Origin of the sequence: Yeguia hominis, assembly GCF_014384705.1 — a bacterium.
In the GTDB taxonomy this organism is placed as follows: domain Bacteria; phylum Bacillota; class Clostridia; order Oscillospirales; family Acutalibacteraceae; genus Yeguia; species Yeguia hominis.
Genome location: NZ_JACRSN010000028.1, coordinates 1 through 16,619, shown reverse-complemented (window position 1 = coordinate 16,619; position 16,619 = coordinate 1). Strand labels below are relative to the sequence as shown.

16 protein-coding genes, 1 tRNA gene, 1 pseudogene and 1 other annotated feature are annotated in these 16,619 nt (G+C 51.1%); of the genes and pseudogenes, 6 read left to right on the top strand and 12 right to left on the bottom strand.

Features of this window, described 5'->3' with window-relative positions:
* From IAG03_RS14645 to IAG03_RS13365, 7 genes are all read right to left on the bottom strand, one after another.
* On the bottom strand, nucleotides 1-341 hold a 341-nt coding region (locus IAG03_RS14645; RefSeq protein ID WP_430472469.1), incomplete at its 3' end, for an IS3 family transposase.
* Nucleotides 272-835: a transposase gene (locus tag IAG03_RS13390; protein ID WP_249320567.1), complete on the bottom strand. Its 564-nt coding sequence runs from the start codon at nucleotides 833-835 to the stop codon at nucleotides 272-274. The genes IAG03_RS13390 and IAG03_RS14645, both read right to left, overlap by 70 nt.
* Nucleotides 836-928: 93 nt before the next feature.
* Nucleotides 929-1,846, bottom strand: a complete 918-nt coding sequence (gene tsf, locus IAG03_RS13385; protein ID WP_249320585.1) for a translation elongation factor Ts — start codon at nucleotides 1,844-1,846, stop codon at nucleotides 929-931.
* A gap of 96 nt (nucleotides 1,847-1,942) precedes the next feature.
* Entirely contained in the window at nucleotides 1,943-2,692 is a 750-nt protein-coding gene (rpsB, locus tag IAG03_RS13380) for a 30S ribosomal protein S2 (RefSeq protein ID WP_249320584.1), read from the bottom strand.
* 270 nt (nucleotides 2,693-2,962) lie between these two features.
* Entirely contained in the window at nucleotides 2,963-3,259 is a 297-nt protein-coding gene (locus IAG03_RS13375; RefSeq protein ID WP_249320582.1) for a YlmC/YmxH family sporulation protein, read from the bottom strand.
* Nucleotides 3,260-3,350: 91 nt separating this feature from the next.
* Nucleotides 3,351-4,421 (bottom strand): ComEC/Rec2 family competence protein, encoded by a 1,071-nt coding sequence (locus IAG03_RS13370; RefSeq protein ID WP_249320580.1) that lies wholly within the window; start codon nucleotides 4,419-4,421, stop codon nucleotides 3,351-3,353.
* Between the two features lie 66 nt (nucleotides 4,422-4,487).
* Nucleotides 4,488-4,844 carry a helix-turn-helix domain-containing protein gene (locus IAG03_RS13365; RefSeq protein ID WP_249320579.1) on the bottom strand — a complete coding sequence of 119 codons (357 nt, stop codon included), beginning with the start codon at nucleotides 4,842-4,844 and terminating at the stop codon, nucleotides 4,488-4,490.
* Between the two features lie 298 nt (nucleotides 4,845-5,142).
* Here IAG03_RS13365 and IAG03_RS13360 point away from each other — a divergent pair, with 298 nt between their 5' ends.
* The 3 genes and pseudogenes from IAG03_RS13360 to IAG03_RS14445 all read left to right on the top strand — a co-directional run.
* Entirely contained in the window at nucleotides 5,143-5,652 is a 510-nt protein-coding gene (locus IAG03_RS13360) for an RNA polymerase sigma factor (protein WP_249320577.1), read from the top strand.
* Entirely contained in the window at nucleotides 5,645-7,729 is a 2,085-nt protein-coding gene (locus tag IAG03_RS13355; protein ID WP_249320575.1) for a beta-propeller domain-containing protein, read from the top strand. Before IAG03_RS13360 ends, IAG03_RS13355 begins: the two co-directional genes overlap by 8 nt.
* A gap of 690 nt (nucleotides 7,730-8,419) precedes the next feature.
* A pseudogene (locus tag IAG03_RS14445) lies at nucleotides 8,420-8,767 on the top strand (RNA polymerase sigma factor); the annotation flags it as partial.
* A 134-nt stretch (nucleotides 8,768-8,901) separates the two neighbouring features.
* Here the strand turns inward: IAG03_RS14445 and IAG03_RS13345 are convergent.
* The 4 genes from IAG03_RS13345 to IAG03_RS13330 form a co-directional block, all read right to left on the bottom strand.
* Nucleotides 8,902-8,978: transfer RNA gene (locus IAG03_RS13345), tRNA-Arg, on the bottom strand.
* A 47-nt stretch (nucleotides 8,979-9,025) separates the two neighbouring features.
* Nucleotides 9,026-10,105 (bottom strand): 3-isopropylmalate dehydrogenase, encoded by a 1,080-nt coding sequence (leuB, locus tag IAG03_RS13340; protein ID WP_249320573.1) that lies wholly within the window; start codon nucleotides 10,103-10,105, stop codon nucleotides 9,026-9,028.
* Between the two features lie 33 nt (nucleotides 10,106-10,138).
* Complete coding sequence (gene leuA / locus IAG03_RS13335) at nucleotides 10,139-11,821, bottom strand: 2-isopropylmalate synthase (protein ID WP_249320572.1); 1,683 nt, start codon at nucleotides 11,819-11,821, stop codon at nucleotides 10,139-10,141.
* A 71-nt stretch (nucleotides 11,822-11,892) separates the two neighbouring features.
* Nucleotides 11,893-12,144, bottom strand: a binding site (T-box leader).
* A gap of 39 nt (nucleotides 12,145-12,183) precedes the next feature.
* Nucleotides 12,184-12,909 (bottom strand): histidine phosphatase family protein, encoded by a 726-nt coding sequence (locus IAG03_RS13330; RefSeq protein WP_249320571.1) that lies wholly within the window; start codon nucleotides 12,907-12,909, stop codon nucleotides 12,184-12,186.
* Between the two features lie 157 nt (nucleotides 12,910-13,066).
* On the opposite strand from IAG03_RS13330, the gene IAG03_RS13325 reads away from it, so the two are divergent.
* Entirely contained in the window at nucleotides 13,067-13,777 is a 711-nt protein-coding gene (locus IAG03_RS13325; protein ID WP_249320570.1) for a helix-turn-helix domain-containing protein, read from the top strand.
* Between the two features lie 167 nt (nucleotides 13,778-13,944).
* Here IAG03_RS13325 and arfA read toward each other — a convergent pair whose 3' ends face one another.
* Nucleotides 13,945-15,453 (bottom strand): arabinosylfuranosidase ArfA, encoded by a 1,509-nt coding sequence (gene arfA, locus IAG03_RS13320; RefSeq protein ID WP_249320569.1) that lies wholly within the window; start codon nucleotides 15,451-15,453, stop codon nucleotides 13,945-13,947.
* Nucleotides 15,454-15,784: 331 nt separating this feature from the next.
* Between arfA and IAG03_RS13315 the strand changes: the two genes are divergently transcribed.
* Together IAG03_RS13315 and IAG03_RS14640 are read left to right on the top strand one after the other, a co-directional pair.
* Nucleotides 15,785-16,348: a transposase gene (locus IAG03_RS13315; RefSeq protein WP_249320567.1), complete on the top strand. Its 564-nt coding sequence runs from the start codon at nucleotides 15,785-15,787 to the stop codon at nucleotides 16,346-16,348.
* On the top strand, nucleotides 16,279-16,619 hold a 341-nt coding region (locus IAG03_RS14640), incomplete at its 3' end, for an IS3 family transposase (RefSeq protein WP_430472468.1). The genes IAG03_RS13315 and IAG03_RS14640, both read left to right, overlap by 70 nt.

The following is a 16,619-nucleotide window of genomic DNA, read 5'->3' as shown; positions in this document are numbered from 1 at the left end:
TCGCCTTTGTAAGAATGGTACTTCTCCTTGGGACGTTTGCCAAACAGTCCAAGCTGATTCATGATTCGCTGGACACGCTTGTGATTTACCAGAAAGCCACGGTTCAGAAGCTCCCGATGTACCCTTCTTACGCCATATCGTTTCCTGTTCTCATTAAAAACGGAAACGATTTCGGACGATAACTCGGCGTTTCGTTCTCTGACTTTATCGATTCTGCCAAGTTCATAATAGTATGTCGACCTAGACAGCTCAATGGCCTCCAGCAAATCATTCAGTCTGTGTCCTTCTTTGCGGAGTTTCTGGACGAGCGCAGCTTTTTCGCCTTGAGTTGCGCTGCGCATTTCTCTTCTCTCAAGGCAATCTCTTTTTTTACAACAGCAATCTCCGCTCTCAGACGTTCATTCTCAGCTCTAAGCCGAATCACTTCTTCTCGCTCTGAAGGGGTCAGTTCTGCTGGTACTATTTTCTTCTTCATGGCAGGCTCCTTGGGTGGCCGTCCTTTTTGTTGTGCGACCAATCCCTGATACCCTTTTATTTTATAGCATCTGACCCATTGGCACAAGAGGCCGTCACTGATTCCAGCCGAAATTGCCGTTTCTCTACACGATGCACCGGCCAAAATTTTAGCGATTAGCTCATACTTTTCTTCTGCTGCCCATACTTTATTTTGATTTTTATGTCGCAGTGCTTCTGGACCACAAGCATCTTCTGTTCGAACCCAAATCCGAATTGTATCATGAAATCGTTTTTCGTTTACTCCGTCTGGTGTTTCTGGCCATTTTCCTTGGCGGTACAATTCCACGCACTTTTTCTTGTATTCATAACTATATTTCATAAAATACCCCCAATACTACGTGTCCAGTATTGGGGGTACATATCATTTTGATCTGCTTTTTATTTGCAACAGCAAACATTTCGTTTGCGGTTCTTATTTAATCATGCTGGCAACTTCATCTGCAAAGTTGTCCGAACGCTTCTCAAGGCCTTCGCCCTTTTCAAAACGGGCAAACGCAGAAATTGCAATCGAGCCGCCCAGTTCTTTTGCGACGTTCTCGGTATATTTCTGTACCGAAATATCCGGATCCTTCACGTACGCCTGGTCGGTCAGGCAGATTTCCTTGAAGAATTTGCCGATACGGCCCATGACAATCTTCTCTGCAATTGCAGCCGGCTTGCCATCGTTGATGACCTGCTCGGTGAGGATCTTCTTCTCGTGCTCCACGACCTCAGCCGGAACAGCCGCTTCGTTGACATAGGACGGATTTGCCGCAGCAACCTGCATCGCAACGTTCTTTGCATACTCTTTGAAGCCTTCTGTTGCAGCGATTTCCGGCGTGGTGTCAAACTTGACAATAACGCCGATTCGGCCAGCAGCGTGAATATATGCGGTTACCGCACCTTCAAAACGCTCAAAGCGGCGAACCTTGATGTTCTCGCCGATCGTCAAAATTTTCTCTTTCAGCAACGCGTCAACAGTCTGCTCAGAACCTTCTGCCTTACAGGCAAGCAGCGCCTCAACATCGGCCGGATTCTGTTTTGCAACCGTCTGGGCACAAGTCTCAACAAACGCTTTGAACTCTGCGTTCTTCGCAACAAAGTCCGTCTCTGCGTTCACTTCGATCGCTACCGCAACATTGCCGCAATCTGCGACGAATGCATACGCCATACCTTCCGCAGCGATTCTGCCAGCTTTTTTCGTCGCAGCAGCAAGGCCTTTTTCTCTCAGAAAATCGATCGCGGCTTCCATATCGCCGTTCGACTGTGTCAATGCTTTTTTGCAATCCATCATGCCGCAGCCGGTCTTCTCGCGCAGCGCAGCAACGTCTTTCGCTGTAAATGATGCCATTCCTATTTCCTCCGATTCTTTTATATTCTCTCTATAAAAGTCCGCCGTCAGCCGGCTTCGGCTGTACCGGCGGACTTACACTTCCGATGCAAATGCTTATTCAGCAGCCTCTGCAGCTTCCTCAGCCTCAGCGGCCTCTGCTTCTTCTGCAGCAGCGCCCATACGGCCCTCGCGGCCTTCAATGATTGCATTGGCAACCGCGCTGGAAATCAGCTTTACCGCACGGATGGCGTCGTCGTTGCCCGGGATCACATAGTCGATCTCATCCGGATCGCAGTTGGTGTCGACGATTGCGACGATCGGAATACCGAGTTTCTTCGCTTCGGCAACTGCAATGCGTTCCTTGCGCGGATCCACAATGAAGAGCGCGCCCGGAAGCTGCCGCATTTCGGTTACGCCGCCGAGGAATTTCTCGAGTTTTTCAATTTCCAACCGCAGTTTGATAACTTCCTTCTTCGGGAGCAGATCAAACGTGCCGTCTTCTTCCATTTTACGCAGCTGATACAGGCGTTCGACTCTGCGGCGGATGGTGCGGAAGTTTGTGAGCATGCCGCCCAGCCAACGGGCATTGACATAAAACGCACCTGCGCGCTCTGCCTCTTCCTTCACGGAAGCCTGTGCCTGCTTTTTCGTTCCGACAAACAGAACCGATTTGCCTTCCATGGAAAGGTCGCGGACAAAGTTGTACGCATCTTCCAGTTTGCGAACGGTCTTCTGCAGGTCGATGATGTAAATCCCGTTGCGCTCCGTGAAAATGTACGGTGCCATTTTCGGGTTCCATCTTCTGGTCTGGTGGCCGAAATGGACGCCGGCCTCCAAAAGCTGTTTCATTGATACTACTGCCATTTGAATGTCCTCCTTTGGTTGTTCCTCCGCACCGCCCTTCACAGACGGAAAACCCTTTCGGGCACCAATCCGCCAAAGCGGGTGCGTGTGTTTTTCGCATCAAACGCTTTCGTATTATACCATAGAAATCCGCCTTTTGCAAGGATTTTTTCTGCTTTTGCACGGGCAGATTTCGTAGATTCCACGTAAATTTTGCTTCTTTTCCGCATTGGATCCAAGGACGGAAAAAGCACGCCCCAAAAAATCGGATCTCGTGCTGTCTGCATGCTGTCATCCGCCGGAAAACAGCCCGGAGAAAAATCCGCCCTGGCGTTTTTTGCGGTGCAGCGCCAAACGGCAATTCACCAAAATCGTGTCGTCCCCGATCATTTGAATATCCTCCCAACGGATCACGTAATCCTCCTCGCGCCCCAAGATTCCGAAACAGCGCAGCCTGCCATAAACGATAATCGCACAGAGCCGGGCGTTTTCCGTGTCAACCTCCACATCGCTGACATATCCGTATTTTGACCCGTCTTTAATGTTAATAACCTCTTTCCGCCGAAGATCCGAAAATTTGCAGCCCATCGCGCCTCCCCCTTTTGTATCAGATTCGGCTAATCCGCTTTCGATACAGTATATTCAGCGCGGAAGGCCGGCAGAATCGGCGAACTGCCGATCAGGGTTTGCATTTTCCGCAGGGTGCATACCCCGCTTCTTTTGCAGCCTCCCGACTGGGGAAATAAATTCGGTTTTCCTCGGCAGGAAGGCCGGTGCAGTCCGGCGTATGGAACTTTTTAGATTTTAAATTCCCGATGTATTGGACGCCTTCCGCTTCGGCATCCGCGCGTTCCCGGGCCGCAGCTGTCGGTGCAATTTCCGTTTCGGTTGTAAAGGTCAGCGTCTGTCCGTCGCTCTGTACAACCACTGTTCCCTGAACGTCTGTCCGGTAGACCGTCACGCCGGCATCGCTGAGACGACTCATCGTTTCTTCATGCGGATGGCCGTAATCGTTGCCTGCTCCGCACTGGATTACCGCATATTCCGGAAAGACTTCCCGCAAAAACGGATAGGTTGTGGAGCCGCGGCTGCCATGATGCCCGACTTTTAATACATCCGCAGAGAGCGTTTCTTTGGATGCAAGCATTTCTTCTTCACTTTCTCTGCCTGCGTCTCCGGTAAAGAGAAAAGCGGTCTTTCCAAAAACGACCCGAAGCACGACGGAGCTCTCGTTGATGTCGCTGTAGGATTCCTCCTGCGGTGCAAGTACTGTCACGGACGCGTCTCCCAGCGAAAAAGAATCCCCGGCCATCACATCGCGGTGCTCTGTTTCGGTCTCGTCGGCGGCAGTCAGGACGTCGCGGTACACTTTTGTATCCGCCTCCTGCGGAGAAAGCAGCAAAACGTCCGTCTCCACTGCACGGAGCACATCGTCCATTGCGCCGATATGATCCTCGTGCCCATGCGTTCCGACGGCATACGTCAGGTGTGAAACGCCGGCAGCGGAAAGCGTATCGAGAATCACCGGTCCATCGTCATTGTTTCCCGCATCAATCAGCATATTCTCTCCGCCGCAGGTCAGCAAAATGCAATCTGCCTGTCCGACATCAATAAAGTATGCAGAAAAGGACGCACCGTCCGGCACCCAGCCGTACGAATCCTGGGAAATCTCTTCCACCAGGTCGCACGCAGGCAAAAGCGCCAGAAGCACGCAAAGGAGCAGCGCGATGCCGCAATTTCGTTTTTTCATAAAAAAGCCTCTCCCTTTCGATACACAAAAACGCGGCATGGACAACGCCACGCCGCATCCGTTTCTTTATTCCGACTTTTCCTGCTGTCTGCTGCGCGCCAAGGCGCGAATGACCCGAATCGCGGTATCTCGATCCTCTTCACACAGGGAAAACAATTCGTCAAACAGCATCTGGGTCTCTTCCCCTTGCAGCCGCTTTGCAAGCAGCCTCGTGCTGCATCGCAGCTTTGTCCGGCCAAACAAGTAGTCCAGGCTGACATCAAAAAAATCTGCAATTTCCAGTAAGACGGGATAAGAAGGCTGGGTACTTCCCGATTCATAACCCGCAATTGCAGAACGGCTAATATGAACCTCTTTTCCCAATTCACTTTGCGTCAAATCGCTGTCTTCTCGCAATGCCGCTATGCGTTCGCCAAGATTCATCAAACCACCATCCTTATTTTAGAATAGCATCCCCTTTCATTTCTTTCCTTTACAGTTTCCTCAAAAAACGCAAGTCACTTTTTGTTTGTATTAAAAACAAAAAGTAGCTCTCTGCGCCATTCAAAGACACAAAAAGCCACTTGCATATGTCACCTTATAATCTACATCAAATCAAGTCCAAAATCTTGACGCCATTTTCCGCTTCCGATATGATAGAGACAGAATTCCTTGGAAAATTGCCTGTTCTTTGCAACAATTCTGCATCTTGCGCGGTATTTCGAACATGGAGGGGTCAAACATGAACGAATCGATCGATCGCATTCCCCTGGACACACCGGGCAGCAACAGCGTGGAGGCTGTTTTTGACCGGTACGGCGACATGATCTACCGGCTGGCTTTTGTCCGCACCAAAAATCGGTATGACGCCGACGACATTCTGCAGGATGTCTTGGTGCGGTATCTTCGCTTTGCGCCCAACTTTGCAAGCGAAGAACACTGCAAGGCCTGGCTGATCCGCACCACAGTCAACCGCACAAACTCTCTTTTCAGCTCTGCATGGTTCCGCAGGAGCGTCCCGCTCGACGACTCGCTCCAGACTGAAATGCAGGAAAAAAGCGAGGTCTATGATGCAGTTTTAAAACTTGCGCCGAAATACCGTACGGTCGTCCATCTGTTTTATTATGAAGAATACACCACCGCAGAGATTGCAAGCATTCTCTCGCAAAAAGAATCCACTGTCCGTTCCCAGCTACACCGCGCACGCGCACAGCTCCGCACGGAATTGAAAGGAGTGTACGACGATGTTTAAAGATGCCTACAAAGCAGACAATGCGCGGATTCGGCCGACGCCGGAAACCCGTGCCCGTATCTTATCCACTTTGCGCGAAACGCAGGCTTCCGGAAAAGCGTCCCTGCAAAGCCGGCACACACGGCAAACGATCCGAATTTGGAAAGCTGCAGGCGCTGCTTTCGCCTGCTTATTGATTCTCTGTTCCGGCATTTTCGCCGTAAAGGGCATCCTGATGCTCCGCAAACCCGCATCGGAGCCCCGACCGGTCAACACCGAATCGGTTTCCGGGCTCTCCGCATATGACGAAGTTTACGACATTTTTTCAAACATCTCCTATAACAGTCATCTTGCCTATGGAACCGAGGGCGGCGCCCTCTCTTCTGCCGAAGCCGCAGAGGCAGCTCCCAAAACGGCTGTCTCAGAAGACAAGGACGTCCCCATGGATGGCGCTGCCGAAGCCGCCACGGATTCGTCTGCCGATTATTCGGAAACCAATGTCCAGGTAGAAGGCATTGACGAAGGGGATTCGGTCAAAACCGACGGAAAATACCTCTATCGTCTGGAAAACAACGTGCTCTCCATTCTCTCCTGCGAGGGAAAAGACACCAAACTGCTCTCCCAGACACAAGTCGCAGATGGTTCCTGCAACGAAGAGCTAAACGGCGGATCGTTTCTAAGCACTGATGACGCTTGCGCGATCTATCTCATCGAAAACGGAAATGCGGTCGCAGTCGTCAAAAGCACCTGGCGTTATTCCGACTGGTGGGATGAGGGAACAGGCGACAGCGCCTACAGTTCTGACACCGCCACTGCCGTTTCCGTGTATGACGTTTCCGACCGAACGGCGCCGACGCTTTCCGCAAAATTCAAACAGGACGGCTCCTACCTGACTTCCCGCATCCTGGACGGCGTTCTTTATCTGATCTCCAATGACGCAAAAGACGGCAAACCGGTCGAAACGAAACCGGAAACCTACGTTCCCTGTATTGAGGAAAACGGAACCGAACACCCCATCGACGCCGGATGCATCTATATTGTACCGGAACCGGACAGCACACAGTATACGGTCATTTCTGCCATCCGCCTTTCAGACTGCTCGCTTATCAGCAATCAATCCGTTCTCGGCGGCGGCACCGAATTCTATATGAGTCAGAATAATCTCTATTTTTCACGCACCATCTACGATACGGAAGAAGGCGACGCCTACACCGAAGATGGATACGACGTTCAGGAATACAAGGATTCTTCGCACACAGAGCTTCTGCGGTTCTCCTTACAGGACGGCAACATCGCACCCGAAGCAGAGGGCGAAGTTCCCGGCTATCTGCTCAACCAGTTTGCAATGGACGAATATGAGGGCAATCTCCGGGTTGTTACCACGCAGGACGAAAACACCTACCGCACCTATACCGATTCCAAACACGGCTGGGTAAACTATCAGGCAGACCGTGACGTACAGGAAAACGCCCTTTATGTTTTGGACGCCTCCCTGAAAACCATCGGAAAAATTGAAGGCCTGGCTGAAGATGAACGGGTGTACTCCGTCCGGTTTGCCGGAGAAACCGGGTATTTTGTCACCTTCCGGGAAACAGATCCCCTTTTCTCGGTCGATCTGCGCAATCCGGAAGAGCCGAAAATCATGGGCAAGCTAAAAATCCCGGGATTTTCTTCTTATCTGCATGTCTATGGAAACGGCCTTCTGTTCGGGCTGGGTATGGATGCCGACGAGGAAACCGGCATTACAAACGGTCTAAAGCTTTCCATGTTTGACACCTCTGACCCTTACAACGTCACCGAACTGCACACAATGTATCTGGAGAGCGATTGGTCAGAAGCGCTCTACAATCACAAAGCGATTCTCATCGCACCGGAGCGCGACCTGATCGCATTTCCCGCCGAAAACGGATATGCGATTTACGGCTACTCGACTAAAACCGGATTTTATCCCAAAGCAACTGTCGAAGGGGATCTCGACTGGAGCGCCGGGGATACCCGCGGCGTTTATGCGGATGAAGATTTCTACGTTTTTACCGATCATGCGGTAACAGTCTTCCGCATGGAGGATTTCAGCGAACTTGTGCAGCTTTCCCTATAAACCCTTCTGTAAAAAACGGCCTCCTGCAGTTCTTGCTGCGGGAGGCCGTTTTCAGCATACCCAGTTCACGTGTTTGATGCCGCCTTGATTTTGGCCAAAAACAAAACACACCCGGGGGGCCGGGCGTGCTTCATAAAGGAGGGAAACATATGAAAAACTCTGAAAAGAGGAATTGTTGGTCTGCCCTGCTGCCGGATCGGTATTCCGTCCAGGCCCGGCAGCGCCGGCAGGATTCATTAGGTGGCATACATTGTTGTGTTTTTTGGAACATCTATATCATACCGGCTGTTTGTAACAGGGAAACAGATAAAGCGTGAAATTTATGACAACAAATTATTACGAATTTATAAAGGCGCATGGTTCGCGCATTCTGTCCGTTACGCTGGGCTGTTTCCCTGATTTTTTAGAGTTTGAAACCGGCCATTAATGCTCATGTACGATAGAGAATCACAAAAACGAGGCAAGGATAGCCAGCCTTGCCACTATTCCGAAGCAAGGCGAACATAATAGAAAAAATCGTGGCTATACGCTATGCTTAATTAGCATTTGAACATATCAAACTGACACAGCAATCTCTTTGCTTGCCGCTAATGCACGTCTACCAATAGTCCGCGGAAAGCAGGAGTAACGTAAAGGTATAAAATAATTCAAATTTCTTTGTAACGAAATTCCGATTTCTCCGTCTAACCTATGAAGTTGAAGGAGGTGATGATAAGTATGGACTATGAAAAACTTTATAAAGCCTTCTATTTGCAGGTATACTCCTATACGATTTCTCTTGCTAAAAATCGTGAGATAGCAGAGGAAATCACGCTGAACACATTCTATAAAGCTGTTTCTACAACATCACAATTCAAAGGTAAGTCAGATGAATTGACATGGCTCTGCTCCACAGCAAAGAACCTCTACCATGATGAAATGAGAAGCCGTCAGCGAATAGCTGATGTGCGTGAAATCAACGCCTTGCCATCAAATGAAAATGTTGAGAACGCAGTTACAGATTCTGATATGGCATTCCGCATACACCTCGTTCTTCATCTTCCCGTTTCGGAACGCCTGAATCTGACCCACACGTTGACCCACCCGTGTGTATATCAAAGCCACAGTTTGCACCTCAAACACAAAAGCGCACCAAAAAGCCAGAAAAATGGCTTTCTAATGCGCTTTTTGCTTGGCCCGCCCGGAGGGATTCGAACCCCCGGCCTTCAGAATCGGAATCTGCTGCGATATCCAGCTTCGCCACGGGCGGTTATTAGGGACAAAATTTATTATAACACGTTTGTCCCCGGGTTTCAATCATTTTTTCAGGATTTTGCAAAGAATTGTTCCCATCTCTGTACAGCCGACCACCGGAAGACCCTCTACAGCAAGATCCGCTGTCCGGGCGACGGCAAGCGCCTCATGCACAGCAGCTTCTATTGCGGCGCCTGCTTCCTGCTCTCCGAGCGAGTAGGTCAAAAGCATCGCTACCGAAAGCACAGTCGCCATTGGGTTTGCGGTATCAGTTCCTGCGATATCCGGTGCAGAACCGTGTACCGGCTCAAAAAGGCCGCCGTGTCCGCTTCCAAGGCTCGCAGACGGCAGCATGCCGATCGACCCGCTGATCATGGAAGCCTCATCTGAAAGGATATCTCCAAAAAGATTCGACGTTACAATGACGTCAAATCGCGTCGGATTGCACACCAGCTGCATCGCACAGTTGTCGACATACATGTGCTCCAGCGCAATTTCCGGAAACTGCTCGCGGCCGATGCGCGACACGGTTTCTCTCCAGAGTCTGGAAGATTCCAGCACATTGGCTTTATCGACGCTGCACACACGCCCTTGCCGCTTACCTGCAATTTCAAACGCACGCACGGCAATCCGTTCGATTTCCGGAACCGTATAAAGTTCCGTATCATAGGCTGCCGGGACGCCCTGCTTTGTTGTGCGGCCGCGCTCTCCAAAATAAATGCCGCCCGTCAGTTCGCGGACTACCATGACATTCAAAGACTCCCCGATGATCTCGGGGCGCAACGGTGACGCACTGCGCAGTGCGGGAAAAATTTGTGCCGGACGCAGATTTGCAAATAAGCCGAGTGCTTTCCGGATGCCTAGCAAGCCCGCTTCCGGCCGGCAGTTACCGGGCAGCGTATCCCATTTCGCGCCGCCTACCGCGCCGAGCAGCACCGCATCCGATGCTTTGCAGGTGGCCACGGTTTCTTCCGGCAGCGGAACGCCGCAGGCATCAATTGCAGCGCCGCCCAGCAGCGCCGCCTCATAACAGACCGAAAATCCGAATCGTTCGGCCGCCGTATTCAGCACCCGGATGGCCTGCGCCACAATTTCCGGCCCAATTCCATCTCCACGAAGAACGGCAATTCGATACTGTTTCATAAGAACACCTCCGCTTATTATCACGCTGTATGGCTACTCTGTTTTGGAACGATTAATGGCACAAATGATGCCTTTGATAGAGGCCAAACTGATGTTTCCATCCACACCGACACCAAATACAATCCGGCCATCCGGCGCGCGAAGCTGAATGCAGGAAAGCGCTTTGGAATCTGCGCCGGAGGAAATTGCGTGCTCGTGGTAAGAGATAAATTGATAGTCGTCGATCCCGACCGTACGCAAGGCGTTGAAAAATGCGTCGATCGGTCCGTTTCCGGTTCCGGAAATCGCATGATCTTCGTGGCGGAACCGAAGCACGCCGCTGAAATGAACCAGTGTCTCGTTCTGGGCATCGTTCTCCTCATAAAGTTTATAGGTTTTCAGATTGTACGGATAGCGGACATCCACATATTCCGTGTGGAAGAGCTGGAAGATTTCTTTCGGCTGCAATTCCCGTCCGGCCTTGTCACAGGCCGCCTTAACCAGCGCACCAAATTCCGGATGGAACGCTTTGGGCAGGACATACCCGAAGTCATGCTGCATGATGAACGCCGCGCCGCCTTTTCCGGACTGGCTGTTAATTCGGATAATCGGTTCATACTGCCTGCCGACATCCGCCGGATCGATCGGCAAATAGGGAACCTCCCAATAATCGGAATGATGGGCCTGCATGTAGTCGACGCCTTTTTTGATAGCATCCTGATGCGATCCGGAAAACGCCGTAAATACCAGTTCTCCTGCATAGGGATGCCGCTCATGCACCTTCATTTTCGTGCAGTGTTCATACACTTCGCGGATCGCATTCATATCGGAAAAATTAAGCTTGGGATCAATTCCCTGCGTATACAGGTTCATCGCCGCAACCATGATATCCGCGTTTCCGGTGCGCTCCCCGTTGCCGAAGACCGTCCCTTCTACCCGTTCGGCGCCTGCCAGAATGCCCAGTTCCGTTGCGGCTGCGGCTGTTCCGCGGTCGTTATGCGGGTGGATGCTGATGACCGCGCTGTCTCTGCAGCGGATATGGCGGCAAAAGTACTCCACCTGGTCTGCAAAATGATTGGGAAGGCTGCATTCCACGGTGTTGGGTAAATTCAGAATGACTTTCTTCTGCGGCGTTGCGCCCAGTTCCTCTGCAACCCGGTCGCAGATTCGGACGGCATTGTCCATCTCTGTTCCGGAAAAGCTCTCCGGAGAGTATTCGTACCGGATATGCATGCCTTTTTGCGCGGCCTCTTCCCCCAGTTTTCGCACCAGGCGCGCACCGTTTACCGCAATCTCCATGATGCCTTCCATATCCGACTGGAAAACAACCTTTCTCTGCAGCGTCGAAGTCGAATTATAAAAATGCAAAATGACATTTTTCGCGCCTTCCAGGCAGGCAAACGTTTTGCGGATCAGATGTTCCCGCGCCTGAACCAGAACCTGAATCGTCACGTCGTCCGGAATGAGATTCCGGTCAATCAGCGTGCGCAGAATTTCATACTCCGTCTCCGATGCAGCCGGAAAGCCGACCTCAATTTCTTTGAAGCCAATTTCCACCAGCATCTGGAAAAAAGAGAGCTTTTCTTCCAAATTCATCGGATTTACCAGCGCCTGATTGCCGTCCCGAAGATCCACGCTGCACCAAACTGGCGCTTTTTCAATTTTTCTGTCCGGCCATTTCCGATCTGGCAAAGCCACCGGCTGAAACGGAAGATATTTTCGATATCCCGATTTCATTCATAACCCTCCAAGTCACACTCAAAATTTTAGAATGCAATAAAAAAATCCCCGGACCCGTCCTTCGACGCATCCGGGGCGAATAAACGTTGTTATCCGCGGTACCACCCGCATTCAGCTTTCTTTCATGAAAGCCCTCTTGAGAGTCTCCAGCAAGACTCCGGTCTATAACGGGACCTTCCCGTCCGCCCTTCTTCCTGCCCTGCAGGCTTTAGGGGCGGCAGCTCCGGGATGAGCGATTCGCAAAAATCAACCCACCGGCTCGCACCGACGCCGGCTCTCTGCAGGGTTTCCGTCTGCCTTATTCCCTTCATTGCCTTTTTCTGATTGTATCCTAATCATAGCCCGGTTAGGACAATTTGTCAATCCTCTTTTTTCGGTTCCTCCGGCGTTTCCCGCCAGAGCAGATCGGCAGCCGCACGGGCTGTATCCATCACGGTGTATTCCCGCTGTGCTTTTCCGGAATCCGGCAAAACCGGAAGCGTCCCATAAACTTCCGCAACCATGGAGCGCATCCAAAGGCCCGGCGTAATGCGCAGAGAATAGCCGCAGCCGCTCTCGGTCATCCAATCGTAAAACCGTGCTCGGGGCAAACCATACGCCGCAAGAATCGTCATCAGGACGCCGCCATGCGTCATCACAACCGCGCTTGTTACACCGTCCCGCATCCGGTCCTGCACAAACTGCTCAAAAGCCGCGCAGACCCTGTGCATAAAGGCTGCGCCGTCTTCCCCGCCCGGCGGTGTAACCGGCTCTCCCTTTCCCTGCATCCATGCAGAAAAGCGGGGATCTTCCGCCTGCAGCTGCGCCGCGGTTTTTCCTTCCCATGCGCCAAAATCAGTTTCCCGAAATCCATCAACCAGAACCGGTTTCGCTTCCGGGTAGAGAATTTTCAGAGAGTCTACGCATCGGGAAAGCGGACTGCTGAAATAGGCGTCCGCTTTGGGATAGCTTCCTTCTGTCTTCAGCTGCAGCAATGCGCGTTTTCCCTCTGCCGAAAGCGGAGAATCCGTACGCCCGATATACTGCCCTTGCAAATTGCCCTCGCTTGTACCGTGCCGCAGCAAATGAATGACATATGATTTCATAATCTGCCCCTGCCTCCTTGTATCACATACGATATCTAGCGGTTTACAAAACGTTATAATTGTTATATACTTTACAATACGTTTATAAAACAGGTTCTTTTTCGAAACACACTGTTTTTCGCCCGAATTCCCCATCAAAAACTCGGAGGTCCTACGGATGAACAACTCTTTTCCCCGGATGCTAACCCTTTTGCGCAAAGAGCGCGGGCTCAGCCAAAAAGCTGCCGCGCAGGAACTTGGCGTTTCGCAGGCGCTTCTCTCGCATTATGAAAAAGGAATCCGGGAATGCGGCCTTGCTTTTCTGGTGCGGGCCGCAGATTTTTACCAAGTCTCCTGTGACTATCTGCTTGGCCGGACGCCGCACCGCGCGGGCGGTGTGTTAAAAGCCGAAGACCTCCCCGAGACGCCTGCCCCTGTTCCGGAAAATGTCGAGTCCGGAGAGACACAGTCCAGCCTGCACAAGAAAGTTCTGACCAATTCTGTTCATGTTCTTTTCGGGCTGCTTCATACCTACGAAAATGAACCGCTCGCCAATGAGGCCACGCTTTTTTTAGAAGCCGCCATTTATAAGCTGTTTCGTGCGCTCTATCTCGCGAATCCGAAAAATCCGAATGGGCTTTTTGCTTTCCCCGGACCTGCTGCCGATGGATTTTCTACTGCCGCTATGAGTATTTCCGCCGCCAATTTTCAGGAATTGCTTTTGGCGGAATATGCGGGTGCAGCTCCCAAAAAGCCTTCCCAAAAAGGCTCTGTCACCGCGCTTTCCCCGGAAGTCCTGTCCTTGGAATACCCGGTCTTTTCGGAAGCGCTCTTTCGCCTAATTCGGGAAGTAGAAACCCGGATGAACGATTGTCAGGCCGGACGATAAATTTTATTATACCGATTTTTTGCCGATATTTCAAGCCGCTGCCCGTTTCAGCACGACTGGGTTTTACGATTCACGGTCCTCGTAATCTTCCGATTGCACCGCAAAAATAAGCCGCCTTCCGATCCAAACCATGGACAGAAGGCGGCTCTTTTTGAGCTCGATACTTCTCAAAGCGTTTCCGACGGAGCAAACGAAAACACGGAAAACGATCTTGCAGGAATCCGTTCCGAAAACCGTGCTGCGGGCTTTTCTGAAACCGGAATTTGCTGCGGGACCACTGCAAACGGGTTGTCAAAGGTGTTCACTGCATTCAGATCCTCCCCGCTGAGACGGGTATGCGCACATAGTTTCACAGAGCCAAAGGAGCGCAGATCCAGTTCTGCCTGCAGCGCCGTTTCTCCGATATTCAGGCAGAACAGAGAAAGCGTTCCGTCTTCATGCAGGACTGCGCTTGTATAAAGCTGCTCGGCGTCGCCGTGGCGGGTCTCCAAAAGCGGTGTATGAACCACCGGCCGGAGCGCAGTTCCGCGTCCGTGTTTCGAAAACAACTGGAACGGATAGAAAATGGTCTGCCGGATCGCGCGTCCGCCGCGTTCTGTGAGGATCGGCGCAATCACATTCACCAGCTGCGCCAGGCAAGCAATCTTGACCCGATCGGCATGGTTGAGCAGCGCCATACACATGCCGGAGAAAGAAAGCGCATCCAGGAGCGTATACCGGTCTTCAATGAGTTCCGGCGCCTCCATCCAGTCGTGCGGCGTCTGGCGTTTTTGGTACCAGACATTCCATTCGTCAAACGAAAGGCCGATCGTTTTTTTGCTTCGCTTGACGGCTTTGACATAATCCACCGTCGCAACCAGCGTAGAAATAAACTGGTCCATATCCTTAAAGGAAGCCAAAAAGTCCAGGTCATTGCCCTCGTTTTCAAAATACCGATGCATAGATAGATAATCCGCTTCGTCATAGGTGTATTCCAGAACCTGACGATCCCATTCCGGGAACGTCGAAATTTCGGCATTCGAGCTTCCGCACACCACAACTTCAATGGAATCATCGACCCATTTCATCATTTTTGCGGCTTCCCGCGCCTTTTTGCCGTAATCAATCGCGTCGAGATGGCCAATCTGCCACGGGCCATCCATTTCATTTCCGATACACCAGAGCGAGATCCCCATCGGATCTTTGTGTCCGTTCTGGATCCGGCGGTCAGACCACGCCGTCCCGCCCGGATAGTTGCAATATTCCACCAGTTCTGCCGCATCTTTCGGCGAACCGGTTCCCATATTCACGCCGCCCATAATCTGGATGCCTGCCAGCCGGCTCCAATCGTAAAACTCATCGATTCCAACCTGATTGGATTCAATACTCTTCCAGGCCAGATCGAGCCGCCGAGGACGCGCTTCCTTCGGCCCAATTCCGTCCTTCCAGTCATAACCGGAAAGAAAATTTCCACCCGGATAGCGAACATGTGACAGATTGAGCTCCCGAACCAACTCCAGCACATCTGTGCGGAATCCCTTGGCATCTGCGGCAGGATGGCCCGGCTCATAAATTCCCGTATAAATACTGCGTCCCATATGCTCTGCGAAGGAACTGAACAGTCTTTGGTCCACCTCGCCAATTTTAAAATCTTTTTCCACATGAATGGTAACCGTTTCCGGGGTCTGTTTCTGCATTCCGTATTCCTCCTTCATCAAAGTTGTCCGTACAACTCACAGCAATCATAGCACGTTTGCGCACAAAAATCAATTCCTTATTTGCAAAATGGAGAAATTTTTCATTTTCCCCGCACACTGTTCCTGAAGCGGATCTGCAACGAATTCGCCTGCACAAACGACTGCCCGCCGATGGCCTCCGCCTATGCATCCTCTTTTGCTTTGTCTTGCTGCAGTTCAGATTCCCGTGTCATCCCCAAAAACGCAAATGTCCATAAGAAAAGCGGCGACCTTGGCTGTACGTCAATGATATGTACCCCCAATACTGGACACGTAGTATTGGGGGTATTTTATGAAATATAGTTATGAATACAAGAAAAAGTGCGTGGAATTGTACCGCCAAGGAAAATGGCCAGAAACACCAGACGGAGTAAACGAAAAACGATTTCATGATACAATTCGGATTTGGGTTCGAACAGAAGATGCTTGTGGTCCAGAAGCACTGCGACATAAAAATCAAAATAAAGTATGGGCAGCAGAAGAAAAGTATGAGCTAATCGCTAAAATTTTGGCCGGTGCATCGTGTAGAGAAACGGCAATTTCGGCTGGAATCAGTGACGGCCTCTTGTGCCAATGGGTCAGATGCTATAAAATAAAAGGGTATCAGGGATTGGTCGCACAACAAAAAGGACGGCCACCCAAGGAGCCTGCCATGAAGAAGAAAATAGTACCAGCAGAACTGACCCCTTCAGAGCGAGAAGAAGTGATTCGGCTTAGAGCTGAGAATGAACGTCTGAGAGCGGAGATTGCTGTTGTAAAAAAAGAGATTGCCTTGAGAGAAGAGAAATGCGCAGCGCAACTCAAGGCGAAAAAGCTGCGCTCGTCCAGAAACTCCGCAAAGAAGGACACAGACTGAATGATTTGCTGGATGCCATTGAGCTGTCTAGGTCGACATACTATTATGAACTTGGCAGAATCGATAAAGTCAGAGAACGAAACGCCGAGTTATCGTCCGAAATCGTTTCCGTTTTTAATGAGAACAGGAAACGATATGGCGTAAGAAGGGTACATCGGGAGCTTCTGAACCGTGGCTTTCTGGTAAATCACAAGCGTGTCCAGCGAATCATGAATCAGCTTGGACTGTTTGGCAAACGTCCCAAGGAGAAGTACCATTCTTACAAAGGCGA

Bases quoted from the DNA above. Each gene is read 5' to 3' on its own strand.
- leuB (WP_249320573.1), bottom strand. From the start codon at position 10,105: ATGAAACAGTATCGAATTGCCGTTCTTCGTGGAGATGGAATTGGGCCG.
- leuA (WP_249320572.1), bottom strand. From the start codon at position 11,821: ATGAAATCGGGATATCGAAAATATCTTCCGTTTCAGCCGGTGGCTTTG.
- rpsB (WP_249320584.1), bottom strand. From the start codon at position 2,692: ATGGCAGTAGTATCAATGAAACAGCTTTTGGAGGCCGGCGTCCATTTC.
- tsf (WP_249320585.1), bottom strand. From the start codon at position 1,846: ATGGCATCATTTACAGCGAAAGACGTTGCTGCGCTGCGCGAGAAGACC.
- IAG03_RS13315 (WP_249320567.1), top strand. From the start codon at position 15,785: ATGAAATATAGTTATGAATACAAGAAAAAGTGCGTGGAATTGTACCGC.
- IAG03_RS13365 (WP_249320579.1), bottom strand. From the start codon at position 4,844: ATGAATCTTGGCGAACGCATAGCGGCATTGCGAGAAGACAGCGATTTG.
- IAG03_RS13330 (WP_249320571.1), bottom strand. From the start codon at position 12,909: ATGAAATCATATGTCATTCATTTGCTGCGGCACGGTACAAGCGAGGGC.
- IAG03_RS13390 (WP_249320567.1), bottom strand. From the start codon at position 835: ATGAAATATAGTTATGAATACAAGAAAAAGTGCGTGGAATTGTACCGC.
- IAG03_RS13355 (WP_249320575.1), top strand. From the start codon at position 5,645: ATGTTTAAAGATGCCTACAAAGCAGACAATGCGCGGATTCGGCCGACG.
- IAG03_RS13370 (WP_249320580.1), bottom strand. From the start codon at position 4,421: ATGAAAAAACGAAATTGCGGCATCGCGCTGCTCCTTTGCGTGCTTCTG.
- IAG03_RS13360 (WP_249320577.1), top strand. From the start codon at position 5,143: ATGAACGAATCGATCGATCGCATTCCCCTGGACACACCGGGCAGCAAC.
- arfA (WP_249320569.1), bottom strand. From the start codon at position 15,453: ATGCAGAAACAGACCCCGGAAACGGTTACCATTCATGTGGAAAAAGAT.
- IAG03_RS13325 (WP_249320570.1), top strand. From the start codon at position 13,067: ATGAACAACTCTTTTCCCCGGATGCTAACCCTTTTGCGCAAAGAGCGC.
- IAG03_RS13375 (WP_249320582.1), bottom strand. From the start codon at position 3,259: ATGGGCTGCAAATTTTCGGATCTTCGGCGGAAAGAGGTTATTAACATT.